Source organism: Sedimenticola sp. (genome assembly GCF_050289425.1).
GTDB lineage: Bacteria > Pseudomonadota > Gammaproteobacteria > Chromatiales > Chromatiaceae > Sedimenticola.
Genome location: NZ_JBNKFS010000014.1, coordinates 1 through 22,333 on the forward strand (window position 1 = coordinate 1; position 22,333 = coordinate 22,333).

Annotated in this window: 21 protein-coding genes; 8 read left to right on the forward strand and 13 right to left on the reverse strand. The window is 51.9% G+C overall.

Annotated features, from left to right (window positions below; translation table 11 throughout):
* The first annotated feature begins 510 nt into the window (after nucleotides 1-510).
* The 3 genes from ACQY5R_RS11030 to ACQY5R_RS11040 are packed head-to-tail and all read left to right on the forward strand — an operon-like array spanning nucleotide 511 to nucleotide 3,965.
* A complete protein-coding gene (locus ACQY5R_RS11030; RefSeq protein ID WP_428608197.1) occupies nucleotides 511-1,686 on the forward strand; it encodes an ATP-binding protein in 1,176 nt (391 codons plus the stop codon).
* On the forward strand, nucleotides 1,683-2,705 hold the full coding sequence (locus ACQY5R_RS11035) for a YecA family protein (protein WP_428608200.1): 1,023 nt from the start codon (nucleotides 1,683-1,685) through the stop codon (nucleotides 2,703-2,705). Before ACQY5R_RS11030 ends, ACQY5R_RS11035 begins: the two co-directional genes overlap by 4 nt.
* Before the next feature lie 6 nt (nucleotides 2,706-2,711).
* Nucleotides 2,712-3,965 (forward strand): hypothetical protein, encoded by a 1,254-nt coding sequence (locus tag ACQY5R_RS11040; protein ID WP_428608202.1) that lies wholly within the window; start codon nucleotides 2,712-2,714, stop codon nucleotides 3,963-3,965.
* Nucleotides 3,966-4,412: 447 nt separating this feature from the next.
* Here ACQY5R_RS11040 and ACQY5R_RS11045 read toward each other — a convergent pair whose 3' ends face one another.
* The gene (locus ACQY5R_RS11045) at nucleotides 4,413-4,616 is read right to left on the reverse strand and encodes a hypothetical protein (RefSeq protein ID WP_428608205.1); all 204 of its coding nucleotides are present in this window, start codon (nucleotides 4,614-4,616) and stop codon (nucleotides 4,413-4,415) included.
* Nucleotides 4,617-4,693: 77 nt separating this feature from the next.
* Entirely contained in the window at nucleotides 4,694-5,098 is a 405-nt protein-coding gene (locus ACQY5R_RS11050; RefSeq protein ID WP_428608207.1) for a winged helix-turn-helix transcriptional regulator, read from the reverse strand.
* A 132-nt stretch (nucleotides 5,099-5,230) separates the two neighbouring features.
* On the opposite strand from ACQY5R_RS11050, the gene ACQY5R_RS11055 reads away from it, so the two are divergent.
* Nucleotides 5,231-5,845 carry a glutathione S-transferase family protein gene (locus tag ACQY5R_RS11055; RefSeq protein WP_428608210.1) on the forward strand — a complete coding sequence of 205 codons (615 nt, stop codon included), beginning with the start codon at nucleotides 5,231-5,233 and terminating at the stop codon, nucleotides 5,843-5,845.
* Nucleotides 5,846-5,862: 17 nt separating this feature from the next.
* Nucleotides 5,863-6,405, forward strand: coding sequence for an SRPBCC family protein (locus ACQY5R_RS11060; RefSeq protein WP_428608213.1), 543 nt, complete (start codon nucleotides 5,863-5,865; stop codon nucleotides 6,403-6,405).
* A gap of 173 nt (nucleotides 6,406-6,578) precedes the next feature.
* On the opposite strand, the gene ACQY5R_RS11065 is transcribed toward ACQY5R_RS11060, so the two are convergent.
* Nucleotides 6,579-7,037: a cyclic GMP-AMP synthase DncV-like nucleotidyltransferase gene (locus tag ACQY5R_RS11065; protein WP_428608216.1), complete on the reverse strand. Its 459-nt coding sequence runs from the start codon at nucleotides 7,035-7,037 to the stop codon at nucleotides 6,579-6,581.
* A gap of 602 nt (nucleotides 7,038-7,639) precedes the next feature.
* Here ACQY5R_RS11065 and ACQY5R_RS11070 point away from each other — a divergent pair.
* Both ACQY5R_RS11070 and ACQY5R_RS11075 read left to right on the forward strand, forming a co-directional pair.
* Nucleotides 7,640-8,536 carry a helix-turn-helix domain-containing protein gene (locus ACQY5R_RS11070; protein ID WP_428608219.1) on the forward strand — a complete coding sequence of 299 codons (897 nt, stop codon included), beginning with the start codon at nucleotides 7,640-7,642 and terminating at the stop codon, nucleotides 8,534-8,536.
* Between the two features lie 85 nt (nucleotides 8,537-8,621).
* Nucleotides 8,622-9,401 carry an SDR family NAD(P)-dependent oxidoreductase gene (locus tag ACQY5R_RS11075; protein WP_428608221.1) on the forward strand — a complete coding sequence of 260 codons (780 nt, stop codon included), beginning with the start codon at nucleotides 8,622-8,624 and terminating at the stop codon, nucleotides 9,399-9,401.
* A gap of 109 nt (nucleotides 9,402-9,510) precedes the next feature.
* Here ACQY5R_RS11075 and ACQY5R_RS11080 read toward each other — a convergent pair whose 3' ends face one another.
* The 10 genes from ACQY5R_RS11080 to guaB all read right to left on the reverse strand — a co-directional run bounded on the left by ACQY5R_RS11080 (nucleotide 9,511) and on the right by guaB (nucleotide 20,790).
* A complete protein-coding gene (locus ACQY5R_RS11080; protein ID WP_428608223.1) occupies nucleotides 9,511-10,095 on the reverse strand; it encodes a LysR substrate-binding domain-containing protein in 585 nt (194 codons plus the stop codon).
* A gap of 25 nt (nucleotides 10,096-10,120) precedes the next feature.
* Nucleotides 10,121-10,513, reverse strand: coding sequence for a sigma factor-like helix-turn-helix DNA-binding protein (locus ACQY5R_RS11085; RefSeq protein ID WP_428608226.1), 393 nt, complete (start codon nucleotides 10,511-10,513; stop codon nucleotides 10,121-10,123).
* Nucleotides 10,514-10,981: 468 nt separating this feature from the next.
* A complete protein-coding gene (locus ACQY5R_RS11090; RefSeq protein ID WP_428608228.1) occupies nucleotides 10,982-12,538 on the reverse strand; it encodes a DUF6883 domain-containing protein in 1,557 nt (518 codons plus the stop codon).
* Nucleotides 12,529-14,556 carry a UvrD-helicase domain-containing protein gene (locus ACQY5R_RS11095; RefSeq protein ID WP_428608229.1) on the reverse strand — a complete coding sequence of 676 codons (2,028 nt, stop codon included), beginning with the start codon at nucleotides 14,554-14,556 and terminating at the stop codon, nucleotides 12,529-12,531. Before ACQY5R_RS11095 ends, ACQY5R_RS11090 begins: the two co-directional genes overlap by 10 nt.
* 306 nt (nucleotides 14,557-14,862) lie before the next feature.
* Complete coding sequence (locus ACQY5R_RS11100; RefSeq protein ID WP_428608232.1) at nucleotides 14,863-15,999, reverse strand: ATP-dependent nuclease; 1,137 nt, start codon at nucleotides 15,997-15,999, stop codon at nucleotides 14,863-14,865.
* Nucleotides 16,000-16,367: 368 nt separating this feature from the next.
* The gene (locus ACQY5R_RS11105) at nucleotides 16,368-16,571 is read right to left on the reverse strand and encodes an AAA family ATPase (protein WP_428608234.1); all 204 of its coding nucleotides are present in this window, start codon (nucleotides 16,569-16,571) and stop codon (nucleotides 16,368-16,370) included.
* Nucleotides 16,572-16,634: 63 nt separating this feature from the next.
* On the reverse strand, nucleotides 16,635-16,916 hold the full coding sequence (locus ACQY5R_RS11110) for a helix-turn-helix domain-containing protein (protein WP_428608237.1): 282 nt from the start codon (nucleotides 16,914-16,916) through the stop codon (nucleotides 16,635-16,637).
* 1 nt (nucleotide 16,917) lies between these two features.
* Nucleotides 16,918-17,250: a type II toxin-antitoxin system RelE/ParE family toxin gene (locus ACQY5R_RS11115; RefSeq protein WP_428608239.1), complete on the reverse strand. Its 333-nt coding sequence runs from the start codon at nucleotides 17,248-17,250 to the stop codon at nucleotides 16,918-16,920.
* Nucleotides 17,251-17,643: 393 nt separating this feature from the next.
* The gene (gene guaA / locus ACQY5R_RS11120; RefSeq protein WP_428608241.1) at nucleotides 17,644-19,227 is read right to left on the reverse strand and encodes a glutamine-hydrolyzing GMP synthase; all 1,584 of its coding nucleotides are present in this window, start codon (nucleotides 19,225-19,227) and stop codon (nucleotides 17,644-17,646) included.
* A 96-nt stretch (nucleotides 19,228-19,323) separates the two neighbouring features.
* Nucleotides 19,324-20,790: an IMP dehydrogenase gene (gene guaB / locus ACQY5R_RS11125; protein WP_428608244.1), complete on the reverse strand. Its 1,467-nt coding sequence runs from the start codon at nucleotides 20,788-20,790 to the stop codon at nucleotides 19,324-19,326.
* Between the two features lie 120 nt (nucleotides 20,791-20,910).
* Between guaB and xseA the strand changes: the two genes are divergently transcribed.
* On the forward strand, nucleotides 20,911-22,278 hold the full coding sequence (gene xseA / locus ACQY5R_RS11130; protein WP_428608246.1) for an exodeoxyribonuclease VII large subunit: 1,368 nt from the start codon (nucleotides 20,911-20,913) through the stop codon (nucleotides 22,276-22,278).
* Nucleotides 22,279-22,333: the final 55 nt, after the last annotated feature.

Genomic DNA, 22,333 nt, shown 5'->3' on the forward strand with positions numbered 1-22,333 from the left:
TACCAGTTTCTGATTGCTGTAGAGCGCCTATTGATCAAGCTCCCCGATACCATGCCAAGCTCAATTTCTATCTCATGGTATCGATGTCCGCTGCCTTGCTACACGCAAGATACACTATGAAAAATACCATTGATGATTCAGATTATATTATCAATTAGATTGTTTTTATTATTTATTTTCAATAGGTTACAAATTCTAGTCACTCCCACTCTATCATTAATAAGCCTTTTTTATCATTTATATTCAATGGCTTATTTTCCTGCTAAACGGTAATACCATGAAAAATACCATGTTCAGAAAATCCTTCAAAATACTCGAAAAATATTGCCGATTGAGCGTCATCACACAGCACCCTAGGCTACCTTCAGGACTTTGACTTCCAGCTGTACTCCATTACTCCTGCAGGTAATGGATCACCGCAAACAGGCCCTATTTGGCTAATTGTTAATTACATTGACAATTAGCCATTATTCCGCATAATGTGGGCATGTAACGCAACCAGAAACCACCGTGACCTACATCCCCCGAAACGCAGAATCCAGACTTAAGCACTTTGCCAACGGCTATCCGGTGCTTGTCGTCACGGGTCCTCGCCAATCCGGCAAGTCTACCCTGGTGCGGCATGCCTTTCCCGAACACCGCTATGTTTCGCTTGAGGATCTCGACCAGAGGGAGTTTGCCGAAACCGACCCTAGGGGGTTTTTAAACCGGTTTACCGAGGGAGCCATCTTGGATGAGGCGCAACGCTGCCCTGCCCTTTTTTCCTATCTTCAGACACGCGTCGATGAAAGGCAACAACCCGGCGAATTTATCCTAACGGATTCCCAGCAATTTGGCCTATTGTCAGGCATTACACAAAGTCTGGCAGGCAGAGCCGCATTGCTGACGCTGTTACCCCTGACCTACGACGAGTTACAGAGCGCAGAAAAAGTTGGCCGGAACCTCGATAAGATACTTTTTGATGGTGCTTTCCCCCCCATCTTCGACCGCAAACTTGAACCACATCCCTGGCAAGGAAACTATGTGCGCACATACCTGGAACGAGACGTCCGGCAATTAATTAAGGTACAGGATCTGAGCACCTTTCAACGCTTTCTGAAATTGTGCGCCGGACGAACTGGACAACTCCTCAATCTTTCCTCCCTCGCCAACGACTGTGGCATTACGCATAACACAGTCAAAGCCTGGATATCCGTATTGGAAGCCAGTTACATCGTGTATCTGTTGCCACCGCATCACCAGAATTTCAACAAGCGCCTGGTCAAAACGCCCAAACTCTATTTTCTGGATACCGGTCTTGCGACATGGCTACTCGGCATCCAAAACAGCGAACAACTGGCTACCCATGTTCAGCGAGGCGCATTATTCGAAACCTGGGTCATCAGTGAATTGCTTAAGGCCCGCTATAACTCGGGTGAAACCTCGAATCTTTACTTTTGGCGTGATCGTTCGGGACACGAAGTTGATCTGTTGATTGACAATGGAACTCATTTATCACCGTTGGAAATCAAATCTGGGCAAACCATCAACAAAGATTACTTCAAGGGACTTGAGTTCTGGCAAAAGCTCGCCGGTGATACTGCAGGAAAAGCATGGCTGGTTTATGGCGGTGACACCCGGCAGATACGTTCCGATGTCACTATTCTGCCGTGGCATGAGATCAATTCCGAGCAGATTGTGAAATGAAAACACCGGCCATCGGTCGTAATGACCCCTGCCCCTGCGGCAGCGGAAAAAAATTCAAGCACTGCTGCCTGGGCAAGGAGAACGGCAAGGCATCCAGCCATGGCACGGCGAGCATGTCCGAACGCTTGCGCGAAGCGCTCAAAGGCAGGCAATTCAACTCGCTGAAATCAGCGCAAGAATTTCTCGACCAGATTACCCAACAGCAAAACCGTCGGCGGCTGGACGAATTCCACGGTCTATCGCCCGAGCAGATGCATCAGATGCTGAATTTCCCGTTCGCATCGCCGGGACTGGCTCGCTTTTCGGAGGTGCTGGATGCCACTCCAGCCGCACCGATACTAACCCTGTTCCAGCAATTGACGGGCGCCATCGGCAATCAGGGACTCAAACCGACCGCCAAGGGCAATCTGCCACGCAACTTCTGCCGCGAAGCTGCGCTGGCCTATTGGGGTGAGCAGCGATATCAGGAAAAAACCCGTTATGGCGGCATCAATGGGGAAGAGGGTTTCGTGGATCTGCATATCACCCGTCTGGTGGCCGAACTGGCGGGGCTGATCCGTAAATACAAGGGGCGATTCATCCTCAGCCGCGACTGCCGCCGCCTGTTGGCCGATGACGGCTTGGCAGCGATCTATCCCAGGCTGTTCAGGGCCTATGTCGAGCAGTTCAACTGGGCGTACAGGGACGGCTATCCCGAACTGCGATTCATACAGAGCGCCTTCCTGTTCACGCTTTACCTGCTCATGCGCTACGGTGGCATTTCGCGGCCGCAGGTGTTTTATGAAGACGCCTTCTTACGCGCCTTTCCGATGCTGTTGGATGAAGTGCCCCCGAGCGAGGTAATTTCACCCGATGAGGCAGTGCGCCGCAGTTACACCTGGCGTGCGCTGGTGCATTTCGCGGGGTTCCTGGGACTGGCGACGGTGGAACCGGCTTCCGGCGAACTCCTGTGTCAGGAGTACCAAGTAAAAACCCTGCCATTGCTGGGCCAATTCGTTCAATTTCAGCTTCTCAAGTAAAGGTTCGTGGCGAGAAAAGGCAAACAGGATGATCCGTTGGCCGCTCTGCTGGAGACCGCGCCGAAAGCAAAGCTGGTCGATCTGATCGTAAGCGTGGCTGCCTCGCACCCCGCTGTCCGGCGTGAATGCCTCGCCTACCTGAACAGGCACATAGTTCTGTCACCCAACCAAAAGAAACAGTCCGAGGGCGAAAAACTGCTGGCCCTGTGGGCCGAACTCGCTCCTGACCTGGACGAACTGGATGCATACGGCGGTGGCGATTATGACGCCGACTCCCATGTTTCGAGCCTGCTGCAGGAGATCGCACAGGCGCTTTCCCGGAAAAAGACCCCAGCAGCCTACCGGCAACAACTTCTCGATAATGTCCTGCCCTATATCGAGAGTGGCAATGCCGGCCTTGACGACAATCTCTACGATGTGGCTTATGCGGCTTGTTATACAGACGACGATTGGGGGGCACTGGCGGAAGCTTTCGAGACCATGGGTGAAGACTGGAAACTCGACCATGCCCGCCGCATTTATCGCAAACTCGGTAACCGGGAAAAATATCTCGAACTACGCCAGCGCAAACTGGACACCGGCGCCGATTATTATGACCTAGCGGACTTCCACTGGAAGGCCGGTGAAAGGCAGAAGGCCATGGAGGTCGCGGAGGAAGGGCTACACCGGGGAAAGGGCCGCATGGATGAATTGCGCCAGTTCGTTGCCAAGCGGGCCAAATCCGCCGGCAATCGCGAACGCTACCTGGCACTACAGTTCGATCAGGCGATCGATCATCTGACCTGTGACAAGTACAAGGCGTTTCGGAAATTGTGCACGGCCGCCGAATGGAAGCATTACGAAGCGAAAATCCTTGCGCAGCTGGCGAACGCCCGGGACACGGAGCAACTCCGCATCCGCATGCACCGCAAGGAGTACGAGGACGCGGTGGCCGTGCTGACCCGATGCCGCCATCCCCTCTACGCTTGGGACAGCGCCTATGAGCTGCAGACCGCCAGGCGCCTCGAAAGCAGATATCCCGAAGCGATTCTTAAATACTATTTATCAGGACTGGGCAACCTCAAGAACAACGCCCCACGCAAGGAATACACCCGCAAGGCACAGGTGATGAAGAAGGTCCACCACGTGTTGGTTGACGTACTGCACGATGCGCCGCGCTGGCGTGATTTCGCCATCAAAGTCAAACAGAACAACATCAAACGTCCGGCTTTTCAAGAAGAGTTCGCCAAAGCCGTGCCGGGTTGGCGAGCATTGAAATAATACAACGAGAGGGGTTTCGGAACAGGATATGTAACTATCTCAACCACACCCATCAGAATAATCACGCCACGCTCGTTCGAGAAGCGAAACTTTGAACACCGTTAATACCATGGCAGCACCAGTTTACCACCCATGGTATCACCACTTTTTGCCCTGCTGTGCGCAACAAATACCATGAAAAATACCATTGGTGATGCAGTTTATATCATCAATAGATTAATTTAATCTTTATAAATCAATGCGTTAAAAATTCCAGTCACTCCCACTCTATTATCAATAGGTCATTTTTTACCTTTATATTCAATGGTATATTTTTTGCTAAAGCAGCTATCCATTCCACCCCTTATTGCTCGGGCTGTGTTTCCGAACGTACTGATTGCGACTATTTGATCGCTTTCAGTGATATTGATCCCAGTCACGGTCACCAGCTGTCCAAGTACCTGGGTCTTATAATGGAACGACAAAATTATCTTCGATCAAAGAAAAGAATCCACTAACCTGTTCCGATTCATTGTAGGCATCGGTGGTCGCCGCTTCGATGGGTTTATCAGGTATTTCGCGGTAAACTTCGCTGCCTTCTTCGGCTTTACTTCCTTCATTACGAGGATTTCTGCCAGAGACCCGCCTCAACGAGACACCGAACCAAGGCACCGCGTTCCCTATATCGGGCCAAAAACTTACCCAGCCTGCGGTCGAAGGCGGCTCGGGTCGCACACAACTTCAGCCATTCAATCAGTGTTAGAGATAGCAGGTATCTTTTGAGTCAAAAAACGATCAGATGGTGTCCATAGGCCTTGAACATGTTGGTGGCTCCACTTGGCAAGTGTCTGTAATACCGGTAAAAAGTCGGCGCCAGCCTGGGTAAGTAGATATTCAAACCGGGGCGGTCTCTCCTCATATTGGCGTCGTTGAATCAGGTCGAGCGCCACAAGGCGCTTTAAGCGTTCGTTAAGGATGTTTTTCTTGATGCCCTCCGGTGATTCAAGAAACTCCGAAAACTTCGATTTACCGCCAAGCATGTCCCGGATGATCACCAGGGTCCATTTATCACCCACGATATCCAGTGCTGTAGCAATTGGACAGAGGGATCGTGGCGGCTCATAGTTGATAGTCATCGTTGTCGGTTGGGTCATTTGATCGGTATTTTCAGTTTATCAAAATAGTATGTTGCAAAAAAGGACCTACTAAAGTATAAATAGTATGTCCTTTTTTGCAACATACTAAATTGAACTCAGTAAATTCAGTAGAACAATAGGAAATTAACCATGATTACACTGTATTGGCACCCTATGTCCCCCAACTCTAAACGTATTTTGGTGGCGGCAAAAGAATTAAACATAGAACTGGATACCCGGATGATTGATCTGCCTGGCGGTGAACAGCACACCGATGACTTCCTGAGTAAAAACCCCTACGGCAGGGTGCCGGTTATCGAGATTGACGGGGATTATTTGTGGGAATCCCCCGCCATTTTGTATCGCCTTGCCAGCGAATACCGGGAAGCTCAGCTCCTTCTGCCCGATTCCGAGGCCGAAGTCGCGGAAATGCTCAAGTGGATGTTCTGGCATGCCAACCACCAGGAGCCAGCAATCAACGCCATCGTTTTTGAGAAGCTTTATCGCAAACCACTCACCGGAAAAGAGCCCGTTCAGGAGAAAATCGATGAAAATATGCCCCTGTTCGAGCGTTGTACCAAGGTGCTCGACGATCACCTTCAAAACAAGCAATGGTTGATGGGCGATATGTTCACCATCGCGGATATTTGCGTGGGAACCTCGATGGAGATGGCGCAAAATGCCGGAATCTCCTTTGATGCGCTCCCTGGAATTAGGCAGTGGTTACAGCGGCTTACCAATCGACCCGGTTGGAATGTTAATTAGTTTTATCTGAGGTGAATATGAGTAAAGTAAAGAAAGGTATTGCCGTCGTAGCAGTTTTTCTGGTTGCACTTGTTTTCCTGTCATTCATAGGAGGCGGTATGACAACACTAGAACATCAAATTACGGTGAAAGCTCCCAAGGAAAAAGTCTTTGAAACATTGGCCGATCTCGAACAGGTGCAGCACTATAATCCCACCGTGCGGAGTGCCAAATATATTACCGATAAACATCGTGGCGAAGGTGCTGCACGCGAATGTGATCTCGGCAAGGACGGCACTGTCCGGGAACGGGTCATTGACTACAAAGAAGGTCAGTGGATAAAAATGGAGTTATATGAGCATAACTGGCCGATAGAAAAAATGGAATGGACTACCCGACTGCAATCTGTGGATGAGAAAACCACCCACATAAGCCAAACGATGACGTATCAGATGAAATTTGGCCTGCTCGGGGGTTTATTGAACAAACTTGTTATGAAAAATAAACTGGACAATACATTGACAAATGTTTTTGAATCAATGAAAACTTATGTGGAAGCTGATGCGTCCCGCACAGAATAAGGGCGTGTAGGTTTTCACAATTAGTCGAGCCTTACAAATCGACCCTGCTCAGAAGAAGACATTGAGATAACTCCTAAATTGATGAAATATACCCACAGCGTTTGAGATTTCGGTGTTCAGAGTGCGCCAAAATCTCAATCGCTTTGGGTATATAATTGTGGTAGGAACGCCGGTCACCCAGCGCCCCACACACAGATCCCCGCATGAAGTTTTCCCTCACGGGGCTCCTCAGTCATACTCGCTTCCGCGCCAGCTACGTTCACCATGAATAGCTCGACCTTTGCTTCCGGTCTATTTAAAACATACCACTCAAGTATATTTCGATTTAGCTGCTTTACTTCCAGTGCAGATAGTCCCTCATCTTCTGCGTTACACAAAACATATAACCCCACATCAATATCAAATTCATCACCCTTTTGTATAGGTCTAATAAGAGTGTGATTTTTATACGATCCTTGGAGCCAATGCTTAACCGGGGCATCTAGCGATGAGGCAAGTTCAGGTTTGATTAACTTGAGAAGCTTATCTTTCTTTGTTTTAGCATCTTCTAACTGTTCAGGCGTCAGTGAAATACATCTAAAAAGCGTTTCATTTTCATCATTGTCAAAAAAAAGTTTGGCACTTAAACCCATAAATTTATTTCCATATGCATACACCTATGCACCGGATAGTTAACAGTACATCATGTAAGTATTTGGGCCAAATAATATTAATCGGGTCGCAAGATAACGTGTAAACCCAGTAAGGGTGACCAGACTTATTTTGTTGATTTTTAATATAAAATTTCATATTTTTTAAATTGTGTATTTCTAATAAGTAGGCTGTCGGCCTGCTTATTTAAAATCTATCTGTTAATGGTGAGCGAGTCGATTAATAAAAATAAATAAAATATAAAGCCGTGTCTGCTTTATATTTTATTGTATGGCTAATGTTGCGAAGAACCTATCCATAATAGAGCACCAAAAAAATCAAGGAGTTTGTCTACTTGATTCTTGCTTTTACTCGTCATGCCGGAAGCACCCCGGGCTGGAACCAGAGCATTATCCGGTATCTCGATAAGTCTTTGATTATTTAGATTCTGGATATTGCTGTCGCTTGGCCTGTGTTGACAACGTTATGTTTTTAAGAGAGTGCAATGAAATTAGCTATTTACCAAATTGATGCATTTGAAGAAGAACAATTTGATAAGGTATCTTAAATCATATGTCCGTGCTTAGCAGAGAAGATCATAATCATGATTAAGTTACATCATCAGACATTGCAGGATTTCTACCGCTGGCATCAACGAGAGGAATCAGAGCATGATATCAACCCCGTTGCGGTTTACCGGCGAGAGGAGTTTTCGTGTAGTCGAAGCTTGGAAAGTGGGCGCTATAAGTTCTATAAGGTCTCACTCTGTGTGCAAGGTTCGGGTCGCCTGGGTTACGCGGATTGCGGCGTTGATATTACCCGAAGTGCACTGGCCTTTTCCGATCCTCATATTCCTTATTCCTGGGAGCCCTATTCGGCAGAACAGACCGGCTATTTCTGTTTGTTTACCGAAGACTTTCTCTCCCGGCGTAAACGCCACGGTGTGTTGCCGAGTTCACCGTTTTTTCAACTGGATGGTGATCCAGTCCGGTTTCCTGACGAAGAGCAAACCAGGCTGATTAGTTACTTTTTTGAGCGTATGTTGCTGGAGCAAAATAGTAATTATCCAGGCAAATATGCCGTTATCCATAATTACCTCGATCTGATCATTCACGAAGCACTGAAAATGCAGCCCAGCCATCTGTTGTTTCGCAATACTGCAGCGTTTCGGCTTTGTTCACAATTTATGATATTGCTCGATCAGCATTTTTCTGAACAGGGCGACTGGCGTAAGCCTGCGGATTTTGCCGGGCAACTTTATGTGCATGTGAACCACCTTAATCGCTCGGTCAGGGAGGTTACCGGCAAAACCACTACCACCCTGATTGCCGAGCGGGCTGTTCTGGAAGCGAAGCACCTGCTGTTGCAGCCCAGCCATACTATTGCGGAAATAGCCTATCGACTGGGTTTTAACCACCCCGGCAACTTCAATATTTTTTTTAAGAAACACACGGGGCTGACACCCACTGAATTTCGCCGCCAGACGGTTTGTTCCTCATAATCATTACTTTGATCGGCATAAGTCAGCGCACCGCCGCTTACGGCTTTCTTCGTTAGAATAGCCCTAATCTGAATGAGGGGCTCTTATGAAAAATGCAATTTTTACAGATAAAGTGGCATTGGTGACCGGTGGTTCCACCGGTATTGGTTTTGCGGCCGCAGAACTGTTTTTGCGGCGCGGTGCCAATGTGGTGATCGCCGGTCGGCGCGCTGATATGGGGCGACAGGCATTGGAGCGATTAAAACCCGCTGGCGGCCGGGTGCATTTTGTTCAGGCCGATGTCTCACAGACTGAATCCGTAAAGGCTTTACTGGAGGAGACAGTGCAACACTTTGGGCGCCTCGATATTGCTTTTAATAATGCCGGTATCGAGGGCAGTTTCGCGCCAGTGGGCGAAATTGAGGACGCCTCCATGCATGAGACAATCGATATCAATCTCAAAGGGGTCTGGCTATGTTGCAAATATGAGATGGCTTGTTTTGTCGAGCAACAGCGCCCTGGTGTGATCGTCAATACCTCGTCGTGGCTGGCCAAGGGCGTGCTTGTCGGCACTAGTGTTTATTCTGCCAGTAAAGCGGGACTCGACGGTATGACACATGCACTTGCCGTAGAAGGTGCGGAGCATGGTATTCGCGTCAATAATGTTTGTCCGGGCTATATCGACACACCCATGTTTCGCCGTTTTTTCGATCCAGAAAGTGAGGAGGCGGCACCTTTTAAAAAGCATGCTCCTCTCCAGCGTTTCGGTACGCCTGGTGAGGTGGCGGAATTAGTGGCATGGTTGAGCAGCGACAGCGCGTCCTTTGTGACGGGTGAGTGTATTGGTGTGGATGGTGGCCTTGCTATTGGTGGACAGCGATTATGATCACGATGCCGTCTTTGGCAATAGCAGATCAATATGGGCCGTAATATCCAGCACTTCCAGGTTCTGCATGGTTAAAGTGTCATGGTTTAACATCTGGAAAAACCGCAGATCACCCCGAAAGAACACCAGGCACTTGCTGAATCAAAAATTCCATTAGCGCTTTAACCGCAGGCATTACCCCATACCGTGAAGGCATCAGAATACTGAGTTCAGCATCGCCGGCTGTCCAATCGGGCAGTATTCGATGCAAAAATCCTGAGGCAATTTCCGTTCGGCATATATAGGCCGGCAACGCCACAATGCCTAGCCCCTGAATAGCGGCGTGCTTAAGCGTTTCCATATCATCACTACACAAGCGCGGACTAAAGGGTATCGATGCCTGCATGTCGCCAAACATCTCCTTGACGCACTGTGTCATCACGTCAAGTAACGACTGATCATAATCGACAACATGGGTTGTAATTTTCGCAACCTGGTTTGGTTTCGCACCGACAGCGTCAAGTGCCACACCCAGGTTCGTATAGGCCTGCCTTACCTGATCTTTGAATTGTGGCGACAACGCGCCCGTCCGGTCTTCACCGCCCTGCCCGGCAATAAAAGCGATTCGTACACCACCTTCGGCGACGACTGCATGGCTGTAGCCGTTTGGTACGGGGTCATAGAGACTGTCAGGGTTAACGATAGTCAATTGCATGGTAATGATCCTGTGGGTTGGTGTTTCACACGAAATAGCGCAATTTATCAGGGTTACGTATGGCGTAAATTTTGCCGATCAGACCCTGGTCGGCATCGAAGCTAAAGGCTGTAACAGGGTTTTGTTTCAGTGATAGTACATAGCCGGGAACGCCATTGAACCAGGTGCGGGTTAAATCCATGTCACCTTGCCTGATGGCATCGAAGAAGGCCGAGGACAATTGCTCCAACTCCCGCCTGTCGGCACTATTCGGCTGGGTTTTGCGTTGGATGTTGTCGCGGGCACGGCTCGCCAGTTTGCGGCAGGCCGGAGCGGACTTATCCAGCATCTGACCTATCTCGTCAAAGCCGTACCGGAATACATCGTGCAGGATAAATGCCGCTCGTTCGGCTGGTGAAAGCCGTTCCAGCGTCAACATGAGTGCAATTGAAATACTTTGGTCCAACTCGTACCGGCTATCCGGGCTTTCGCTTTTTTCGATGTAGGGTTCAGGAAGCCAGGGACCGACGTAGTGTTCGCGCTGATTTCTGGCGCTCTTCAGGTAGTCCAGCGCCAGATTGGTCGTAACCTTGGTTAGCCAGGCCGGAGGCGTGTCGATACGCTTGTGTATGGAAATAGCTGCTTGCCGATGCCCGCCAGTGCCAGATGTTGCCAGACAGAATTGCAGGTAAGTTATTGGATATGTGTGCTTACTGTGTCTTGATGCCTGCAGTTGCCAGTCTGTGCCAGATCCGGTCTACTCCCACTCTATTGTCAACAACCCATTTTTGTCTTTTATATTCAGTGGCTTATTTTCCTGCTAAACGGTAATACCATGAAAAATACCATGCTCAGAAAATCCTTCAAAATGTTCGAAAAATCACCGATTAAGCTCCCGGAAAACTAGTCAAGTGTAATAGATCTCGGACCTACAGGCGATGCCGTTGCGGCGCAGGACGCGCGCAAAGGCATCAGCATATGCCTCGGCGGATTCGGCGGACTGGCCGATGCGTTCAGCAGAAATCGCGTATCCGGATTTGTAGTGACGGTGGCCCCGCCCGTTCTTGCACAACCAGCGTGCGAGCGATGTGCGCCCGTCTTCTATAACGACGACTGCACCACCGCAATCACCCTCCATATAGACCTGGTTTTCGACCACTAGTGGCTTGGGCACACAGGCGTTCATGGCCTCCAGACCCACCGCATGTGCAAGGTCATACAGCGTCTGCCAGCGCTCATCACCTTTCAAACTGTCGGAGACGAGCTGCGGCGGTCTAGCCTGCTCTTCAAGTGCAGCGTCCTTCTTGCCTGGATAAGCGGTAATAAGTGAGGCACGCTCGCCGGGCCGCACAATCCAGCCTGTCTCGATTGTCGCGGTCTCCCCGTTCTTCCCGGTGACAGGCAGATTGGCCATAAAGCGGACGCCATAGTCATCAATGCGCACATTCTCATAGGTGACATGACCAAGGGCATCTACAAGTTGGCCGCGAAGATAGGTAGAGTCTGATTTTGTAATACCAAGATGCTCCGAAAAGAATTTCGCCTTGCCCTTGTTGTCCTTGTGGTCAGGATTGAGCAGATAGTCCGCAATTTTGGTTGCCTGTACATTGACCTCTTCCGGCGCATCCGGGAGCTGGGAAAGGTCCCATTCAAAGTCACGATCCAGATCGCGTAGTGACCGGCTGAAACTCAAATCACGCATGACCTTCTGATGAACATCGAGTGCCATGCGACGTTCCATACGCATTTCGCTGACGAGGCCATGGGCGCTTAGCTCTGCGGAAAGAACAAGTGGCGGCGCGACATTATCAAACTGATCGTAGGGCACGACCCCTATTCCAGCAGAAGAAAATGTGTCGGCGCCGATGAAAGAAGGATCGTCCGTACCCGGCATACCAGCGCGAATATACACGCGCCCACCACTAACAAAGGCGTCCTTGAACATCACCTCAATAAACAGGTAGCGGTGAAGCGGATTGCCCAGATCGGGCGAAACGGCTCCTATATAAAGCGGATGAGAACGCAACTCCTTGTCCATCCGCACGGCAATATCCGGCGCGAGAGTCGACACGAACGTGGCATCGAGTGAGCGACGACCGACATTTTCCCAAAAGATCGTCCGGTCTACCGTATGCCATCGCTCAAGACTTGACTCCACGAAATCTCCGACAAGCGTGGCATAGAGACCGCGATCTGAATGCTCGGTCCGGCTTGTCTGGTAGGTGACGGGGCCATCGGGTTTGCGGCGCTTTGCCGGTACAGCTTTGACAACTGCAGTCTTATAGGAAAGCTGCGCCAACAGGACGCCACCACGATAAATGCGTGTCTCCACTGTACCGTCTGGATCGGCAACTTTCAGTGCACGAAGAAATGCCTTGTCCAGCCACTCTCCTATTTCTTCAGGTCTGAGAGGAGCGACGAACAGGAAAGCAACAGGTATGGTTTCAGGTGAATCTACAGCCATGCTATACCACCGTCTTGCTGTGCTCGCCCTACACGCCAGTTTCTACCCTTAAGAACTTCGATATCTTGGACACTAAGATTGTCTCGCATCGCAATTGCCAGCAAGTGTGTTGGCCGTGTAAAAGCAACATAGTGCTGCTTGAGACGAGATTGCATGCGAGCACCTTCAGTGCCTTGGCCAACCTTCTGGCCTAACAGCCAAGGTCGGAGAGCATTTAAATGGTGGTCGTGGAAGTAAGTATCGAGAAGGAGCGTTGCCGTGTGAGTTTCGCCTTTCACCGAATGAATTGATCCGACACGGATCTCCACAGCCGGTGCATCCATAGGAAAGCGGTAAACATTGTCTTTCCGCTTAACCTTTCGCACCACTTCCTCATCCGGATCCTCGTCGGGCCAGACCAGGAACTCATCCAGATGAACAGGGTTGATCTCGCCCCCTGACAATAGCTCTGCAAGCTGAAGAATCACCGGCACCCAGGTTCCCTCCCACTCTTGGGCCTCAATGTCTGCTTCATCATCAATGACACGCATGACGAGAGCTAGATAACGCTCTTTCAAACCGTCAACACCTTCCAGCGATTCGAGGATTGAGCGATGCCTTCTCTTATGCTGTGTACGTTTCACTACAGGGTCGGCAATCTGTACAGCGCGATAAATGCCATCTGCTATACATTCCACAACAGAATGCGTATCACCGCCCGTGCCGGCAGTCTTCCAGCCAGCAGCAATATATTGATGAAATGTCTTGGGTCTGGGCTCGGCGTAGCTCAGTTCATGGTCATACTCAGGCCAATAATGTGCAACAAAACGTGGCGCGTGTGTATTTTCACCGGGACGATGAACACTACCGATAGCCGTAAATGTACCCTCTACCAGTTCATCGTCAGAGAATAGCGCACACAAATATCTGGCATAACATTCGAACACACAGGTGATACTGGCGTCGTCAAAAAGAATGACAGCATGCCTGCCGTGCGTTTCAGCCTGCACCTTATGCAACGGAGGCCCCAGCCCGATCAGGCCCTGTGGGTTCAGACCAAGCGGATTGGCAAGATCGGCAATTTGCTGACCGAAGCGGTGGCTATTTGGAATATCGCGTCTGATGGCGTCCACGGGGAACAGGTCACTCTGCGCACCGGTCGCCCCGGTGTGCGCATAGATCGCTTGATTAGAGTCTCCATAGCGCTGTCGAATGACAGGGTTCTCGCCATCGATAAAAATACGTTGAAGCAATCGTGATTGTGACTCACTGTTGTCCTGTACTTCATCAATGAAGAGCAGCGGAAATCGCTGCCGAATGGTCGCAACAGCTTCAGGATGATTGCCAAGAAAATCTTCTGCCCACATAAACAGCTCTTCGTACCGATAGTACCCGTCTTCAGTGCACTGACGAGCAAGCCGACAAAGTTGTTGTGCTGCTGGCTTATTAGGATCCTTAAATAACTGATTACCGTTTTCCTTGAGAACCAGGAAATCAGGCGACGCAACATGCCAGCTTCCGACAAAGTTTACGTTGGGGTACTTTTCCTTGTTATTGACAACGGTTCTGAGCGCCGCGTATTGAATGAATGACAGTAGGCGGCGCCTATGCTGTTCACAAAGAGCGTCGTCTATAACTGTAATGGGATAACCTAATGAACGCAGCCACGGAATAGCAAGAAATTCGTTCACAAAACCGTGAATCGTCCCAATATAGTGAGGATAGGAAAGCAGAGATGCTCCTGCGGCAGTACGACCGATACTGCGCTCGATTTCACGACGCGCCGCATTCGTGTGCGATAACACACAGATACCTGAACGCCGAGACTTCCACTTCCGCGCGAGGATCGCGAGCTTGGCGACAAGCAACGTCGTTTTTCCGCTACCAGGACACGCTTCAACATCAAGAGTTTCATTACTAAGCAGCACAGCTGCGCGCGGATCGTTGCCATCACCTCCATGAAACGCAGTCGTTGGTAGTCCAAGCACCTCGCATGCCCACCGGATATCATGATCATCAACAGGTGGCACTTCAAACATCTACTTAATCCTGCGGCTCATCTGGTGCGGCATGGTCGGCTTCCGCTGCCGATTGATCAACCGTTACATGCTCTATCGCATGGACGATATAATCTGGAAGAACAGCCTTCCATTGCGCTTGTGTGCGCATGTGACTATGACCAGTACGAGCTAGAATTCTTGCAAGATACTGGGCCGTAACAGACTTCGAGACTGAACCCTTGGCGAGGGGCGCATACACCCTTGCCGCCCTCTCGTCATCTGACATGGCCTCATCGGCGAACGTCTTCCAGTCTTTTAGTGCCTGGCGCGTAACACCAATAGACTTTACTGTCTCTGAGGCGATGTCGTCGTCCTTCTTCGCGAGAGCAATGGCCAAAAACAGTTCGCGGCCCAATCCGGCACGCGCGAGGTCGTATTCAAGTGTCCAGTGATCCGAAACGAATGTTTCGACACCTGGCCGCTTGCGCGAGCACGGATCGCCTGCTTGTGCTGGCCCACCCCCCCTTCTTCAAAGTCAGACTCGACCTTCCAACGACGCCCTTCAGGCCAGTCTTCGCCTGCTTTAACCTTGCCAATAATCTCGGGAGCACAGTCGGGCATCACATCCGTATCAGCGATACACGCCACCGGAATGTCGATCTCGCCATCCTCCGCAGGATTCTTTCTCTGGAATATCCGGGCATATCTACGAAAACCGGTACCTCCAACATTGACAATGGAAACCCCGCTCTTGGTCAGATCACGGTCAATCAACCCGGCAATCGTAGGTACAAGAATATTTTCAGCATCTCCTTCAACAATGATGACACCGCGTGCGAAAAATAGATTGGCCTTCGTTACATCGAGGAAGCGCTGCAGGAACCGGTAGTCGGAGGGACTCAGGTTTGTCTCTCCTGATGCGAGGGAAAACGCTTTACCTCCCTGAAGCAGGAGAAGATTGTCGAGGTCGATTGCGGATGCAAGATTGGGGCTATGGGTTGTGACCAGTATCTGAATGTCGTGACCACCACCGACTGGCTGCGCCTTGTCCTGTAGAAATCGCATAAGTCGAAGCTGCCGCTGCGGATGAAGATGTGCTTCGGGTTCCTCAATCAGCAGGAACGGGAAGCCATCCTCTTCAGAACCGAGCAGAAGCAGTTCGCAAGCCATGAACAGAAGATTGTTTGAGCCGAGCCCTCTGTTGCGTGGCAAATGATCTGCTCCAGCCTCTTGAAGCTGAAGTTCAAGTTTTTCCAGGAGTTGCCGCAATCTCGACGCCTCATCACCGGTCGCAACACCGATAGCTCCACTGAGATCGGATCCGGCAAAGGACAGGTTCTTTAGATAATCCTCATTCAGTCGATCGCGTGCGCCCGTGAGACCTACGTGACCTTTAAGGAGTGCGTTGGCAAAGTCCCCAATGCCCAGGATACTAAGCGTTGCTGGGTCAGCCGGCGGACCAACGGCATGATCGTATGGCAAACCGGTCGTTACGATATCGTCCGTGTACTGGAGAATTTGTGAAAGTCTTGATCCACGTCCGGCAGACAGCGCACGCTCTGCGTCACGCAGAGGACGAAGATAAGTTGCGCAAAGCAGGTTCGACTCTCCGGGTCGAAAACCGGCCCGTCATCGTCCATACCGGAGCGGACTTCAACAGAGACATATCGGCGGTGTCTTGCGCGCCTTTCGGTGGCAAGCGCTTTCCAGTTCAGGTAGATAACAGGTATGCGTCTGCCTTCCTGCTCTTCATATGTCAGATATTCGGCAAATGCACCGGTGTCAGAACGTGTAAGCCCAGCGAAACGGCAGCGTATGCGAATCTCTTTGCTCTGCCTGCCATCAGTGGATCAGTGGAAGTCATCATCATCGATGCGAAAATATTCCTGATCACGGGTACCGAGCGCGAGCCGCAGCGCGTCAACAATCACAGTCTTCCCGGAGTCGTTTTCACCAACGATTGCTGTTAGTCCCGGCCGCAATCTGAGCAGCGCGGCATTCTCGCCCTCTCCAAACAGGCGGAAGTTCTCGACTTTTAGTTCCGAAATATACATCGCCGCCTCCCGTACGTCATTCGTCAGCTATGCGTCACTTCCCAGATGGCTAAACCACACGTTCTAAGCAGCGATTTCAATCCTGATGTTCTTGCCTAGCGCTCTGGCCGCGCGTTCCAGGGTCAGCAGCGTCACCGAAGGATTATCGGGATCCAGCAACCGTTCCAATGCGGAACGGCTGGTATTCATCCGCCTGGCCAGTTGGGTCTTGTTGAGTTTCTGCGCCTTCATCAATTCCTCGAGTTGAAAGGCAAGCACACGTTTAACTGCGATAGCTTCCGCTTCCGCAAGCACACCTTCCTCTTCCAGAAAATCATCGAAGTTACTGCCAATGTGTTTGCTCATGTCACTTCTCCAGGTTGGCTTTGCGATCTCTAGCCAATTGCAAATCGGCTTGAGGTGTCTTCTGGGATTTCTTGATGAAGCCATGCAGCAAAATCATCTTTTCACCCTTTACCGTAAACAGAATTCGAGCAACACGCTGATCAAGCCGACATCTAACTTCCCATAGTCCGGGCTCCATTTTTCGAACCACTGGCATCCCGATAGGCCAGCCATATTGAACGGTTTTAATCTCGCCACCGATTATCCTTTTGTCCTGTTTGCTCAGCCCCTGCAACCACGCGCGAACCGGTTCATTTCCCGATTCCGTTCGGTAAAAAAACACTTCAAGAGGCATATCGGCATCCATACGAAAAAGTGTACCATATTTGGTACACTTTACAAGCCTTTGATCATGAAAGCTAGAAATCTGAGAACAAACAACTATGCCGTCCAGAGAAGGAGGAAAGTGATGCGGATAAGTTCATGGTCCTTCAGGCGCCTGATCCAGTGTGACTTGTACTTGGTCACTAATACCATGACGGACGCGGCATGTATGGCATGGTATAGGTGCGTCACGCTGATTGTGAGTGTGGCGATACCATGATCTATACCATTGGAAAATGGTACTAACTGCTTGCCAATGCCTGCCAGTGCCAGATGTTGCCAGGCAGAAATGCAGGCAAGTTACTGAATATGTTCGCTTACTGTGTCTTGTTGCCTGCAGGTGCCAGCCAGTGCCAGATCTGCGCTACTCCCACTCAATGGTAGCGGGGGGCTTGCTGGAGATATCGTAGGCCACCCGCGAGATACCGGTGACTTCATTGATAATGCGCCGCGACACCAGCTCTAGGAACTCGAACGGAAGATGAGCAAAGCGGGCGGTCATGAAGTCCACCGTCTCCACCGCGCGTAGCGACACCACGTATTCGTAGCGGCGGGCATCACCCACCACGCCGACCGATTTCACCGGCAGGAACACGGCAAAAGCCTGGCTCACCTGGTCGTAGAGGTCGTGATTGCGCAACTCCTGGATAAAGATGTGGTCCGCCTGGCGCAGCAGGTCAGCGTAGGGTTTCTTCACCTCGCCGAGGATACGCACACCCAGGCCGGGACCCGGGAACGGATGACGGTAGACCATCTCGGAGGGCAGACCGAGCTCGACGCCGATCTTGCGCACCTCATCCTTGAACAGTTCACGCAGTGGTTCCACCAGCTTCAGCTTCATGTAGTCGGGCAAACCACCCACGTTATGGTGCGATTTGATGACATGGGCCTTACCCGATTTGGCGCCGGCCGATTCGATCACATCCGGGTAAATAGTCCCCTGCGCCAGGTACTCAACCCCTTCGATCTTGGCCGCCTCTTCTTCGAAGATATCGATAAACAGGTTACCGATGATTTTGCGTTTCTTCTCCGGATCACTTTCACCAGCCAGGGCATCCAGAAAACGGGTTTCGGCATCCACTCGGATCACCTTCACGCCCATATGCTGGGCAAAGGTGGCCATCACTTGATCGCCCTCATGCAGCCGCAACAGGCCGTTATCGACAAAGATACAGGTGAGGCGGTCGCCGATCGCCTTGTGCAACATGGCGGCGACCACCGAGGAGTCGACGCCACCGGATAGCCCCAACAACACCTTGCCTTCGCTGCCGACCGTTTCACGCACCTGCTCGATGCTGTCCTGAATAATACTGGCCGGATTCCACAGTGCTTCACAACCGCAGATCTCAAACAGGAAGCGCTCCAGGATACGCCCACCCTGGCGGGTGTGGGTCACTTCCGGGTGGAACTGGATACCGTAGAAGCCCCGCACCTCGTCGGCCATACCGGCCAACGGGGCATTGTCGGTTTCGGCGATGACGACAAAGCCCTCGGGCAACGCCTCCACCCGGTCACCGTGGCTCATCCAGACATCTAATAGTCCGTAACCCTCTTCCGTGGTGTGGTCTTCGATATCCCGCAACAACCTGGAGTGCCCGCGAGCACGCACCTGGGCATAACCGTATTCATGCGCATCGGAACCAGCCACTTTACCACCCAGCTGCGCCGCCATGGTCTGCATGCCGTAGCAGATACCCAGCACCGGCACACCCAGTTCAAAGACCAGGGCCGGGGCACGCGGCGTATCCTCGGCGGTCACCGACTCCGGGCCACCCGAGAGGATGATACCGGCCGGATTCTGCTCCTTGATGGCATCTTCGCAGTTGTCATAGGGCCAGATCTCGCAATAGACGCCGGCCTCGCGCACCCGACGGGCGATCAGCTGTGTGTACTGGGACCCGAAGTCGAGAATGAGAATGCGATGAGCGTGGATATCCTGATTAGTCATAATCTCTATTCCAATCATGCTTAAATGAAAGAACCGCAGAAAGGTGGCGAGGCTTCACCACCGGACTGCGGCCTCCAACAGTATTTTGCGCGGCAATCAGCTCTGGCGGTAATTGGGCGCTTCCTTGGTAATGGCGACATCGTGTACATGGGATTCGCGCATACCGGCATTGGTCACCCGGACAAACTCCGGTTTGGTACGCATCTCTTCGATCGTGGCACAGCCGGTGTAACCCATGCTGGCACGAATACCGCCGGTAAGTTGGGTAATCACGTTGATCAGCGGCCCCTTGTAGGGGACACGACCTTCAATGCCTTCCGGCACCAACTTATCGGCATCCTTGGTATCTTCCTGGAAGTACCGGTCGCTGGAGCCGTTACGCGCCTGCATCGCGCCCAGGCTACCCATACCACGGTACGCCTTATAGGAGCGGCCCTGGAAGATCTCGACTTCACCCGGCGCCTCTTCGGTACCGGCTAACAGTCCACCGACCATGACAGAATAAGCCCCGGCCGCCAATACCTTGGCGATATCACCCGAATAGCGCAAACCGCCATCGGCGATGACCGGAATACCGGTTCCCTCCAGCGCCTCGGCCACATTGGCCACGGCGGTGATCTGGGGTACACCGACTCCGGCAACGATGCGGGTGGTACAGATAGACCCGGGACCAATACCTACTTTAACCGCATCGGCACCGGCTTCCGCCAAGGCACGCGCCGCGGCTCCGGTAGCGATGTTGCCACCGATCACCTGCACCTGGGGATAATGCTTCTTGACCCAGGCGACCCGGTTCAATACGCCCTGCGAGTGACCATGGGCAGTATCCACCACAATTACGTCGACACCGGCCCGCACCAGGGCATCCACCCTTTCTTCGGTACCTTCACCGACGCCGACCGCCGCACCGACTCGTAACCGTTCCTGGTCGTCCCGGCAGGCAAAAGGATAATCCTTCGCCTTTTGGATATCCTTCACGGTGATCATACCGCGCAGCTGGAAGGCGTCGTTGACCACCAGGATTTTTTCAATTCGGTTGGCTCGTAACTTGGTCATGACTTCATCCCGATCCGCCCCCTCGGGTACGGTGATCAGGCGCTCTTTGGGGGTCATGATGGCGGAAACCGGCTCGTTCATACGGGTTTCAAAACGGACATCACGGTTGGTGATAATGCCGACCAGGTTTTCACCCTCGACCACCGGTACACCGGAAATCTTGTTGGCCTGGGTAATCTTGACCAGCTCGCCGACCGTCATGTCGGGCCCAACAGTGATAGGATCAATAATCACACCGCTCTCATAGCGTTTGACGGTGCGTACTTCTGCGGCCTGCTGCTCGGCGGTCATGTTCTTGTGCATGATGCCGATGCCACCTTCCAGTGCCATGGAGATAGCCAAGCGGGCCTCGGTCACCGTGTCCATGGCGGCGGAAACCAGGGGAATATTGAGTCGAATTTCGCGGGTGAACTGGGTGCTCAGGTCCACATCCTTGGGCAGTACAGTGGAGTGGGCCGGCAGGAGCAAAACGTCATCAAAGGTAAGGGCTTCCTGAACGAGGCGCATAATCGGTTCCCAAGTGAAAGGTTTTTCGGTAAACAGAGTATTATAAAATCTTGATGAATCCAGGTAAACTCAAATTAGCATTTATTTATGGATAATATCGACCCGACTTAGCTACCTTTTATGCCCTCCAGCCAATCAGAAGCAAACTTCCAACGGGACATCTACAGCGTATCCCGCCTCAATAGCGAGGTGCGGGCGGTGCTGGAAGGCAGTTTTCCGCTGCTCTGGGTAGAGGGGGAGATCTCCAACCTGGCCCGCCCTGCCTCAGGCCACATCTACTTCACCCTCAAGGACCCCCAGGCCCAGGTACGTTGCGCCATGTTCAGGATGAAACGGCAATTACTGCGTTTTCAGCCAGAGAACGGCCTCAAGGTGCTCATCCGCGCCCGGGTCGGCCTCTACGAGGGACGCGGCGAATTTCAGCTGGTGGCGGAGCACATGGAACCGGCCGGCGCCGGCGACCTGCAGCAAGCCTTCGACACGTTGAAACTAAAGTTACAGCAAGAGGGGCTGTTTGATACGGCGCTTAAAAAGCCCTTGCCGTTGCTGCCGAAGCGGATCGGCCTCATCACTTCACCCAGCGGCGCCGCCATACGGGATGTGCTGAGCGTGTTGCAGCGACGCCTTCCCGCCGTGCCGGTACTGATCTATCCGGTTACCGTACAGGGAGAAGAGGCACCGCGCTCTATCCTCAACGCCCTGCGTCTGGCAGAGCAGCGGCACGAGTGCGATCTGTTGATACTGACCCGGGGAGGCGGTTCGCTGGAAGACCTAATGGCCTTTAACGACGAGGAGGTGGCCCGCACCATCCACCAACTCTCTATCCCCCTGATCTCCGCTGTGGGGCATGAAGTGGATTTCACCATCGCCGATTTTGTCGCCGACCGACGCGCTCCCACACCCTCGGTAGCCGCCGAACTGGCCACCCCGGACAAGCAGGAGATGCTTGATCGCATCACATCCCTGCAACGTCGCATCACCCTGGCCACACAACGCCATTTTAGCGGTGGCAGGCAGAACTTACAGAACATCTCCGACCGGCTTGAACGGGTCCATCCAGGCATTCGCCTGCAACAGCGACAACAGTACCTGGATGAACTGGGAGTGCAGCTGCAGCGTATCACCCGCATCAAGCTAGAGCAGGCCAGGGGAAAGATCCGTCTGCTGGAAAGCCGACTAGGTGGCGGCATCCCGACTCACCGAATCAACCGGCAACGGGAACAGTTCAGTCATCTGGCATACAGGCTGACCCAAGCCATCAATACCCACCTCAGCCTGCAACGACAACGTTTGGGATCGGCCGGCGGCAAACTCGACGCGCTGAGCCCCCTGGCCACGCTGCAGCGGGGCTACTCGATCACCCGCCTGCTACCCTCACGTGAGCTGCTGCATAACGCCAACCAGGTGCAACCCGGCGATCAACTGGAGACCCGCCTCGCCGTCGGCACGTTTATTTCCACCGTCGACAACCCGGTCACCGATCAGTAATTATTGTTTCCCACGCAACCATTTAGATTAAAAATAGCTGGCGAATTAAATAATA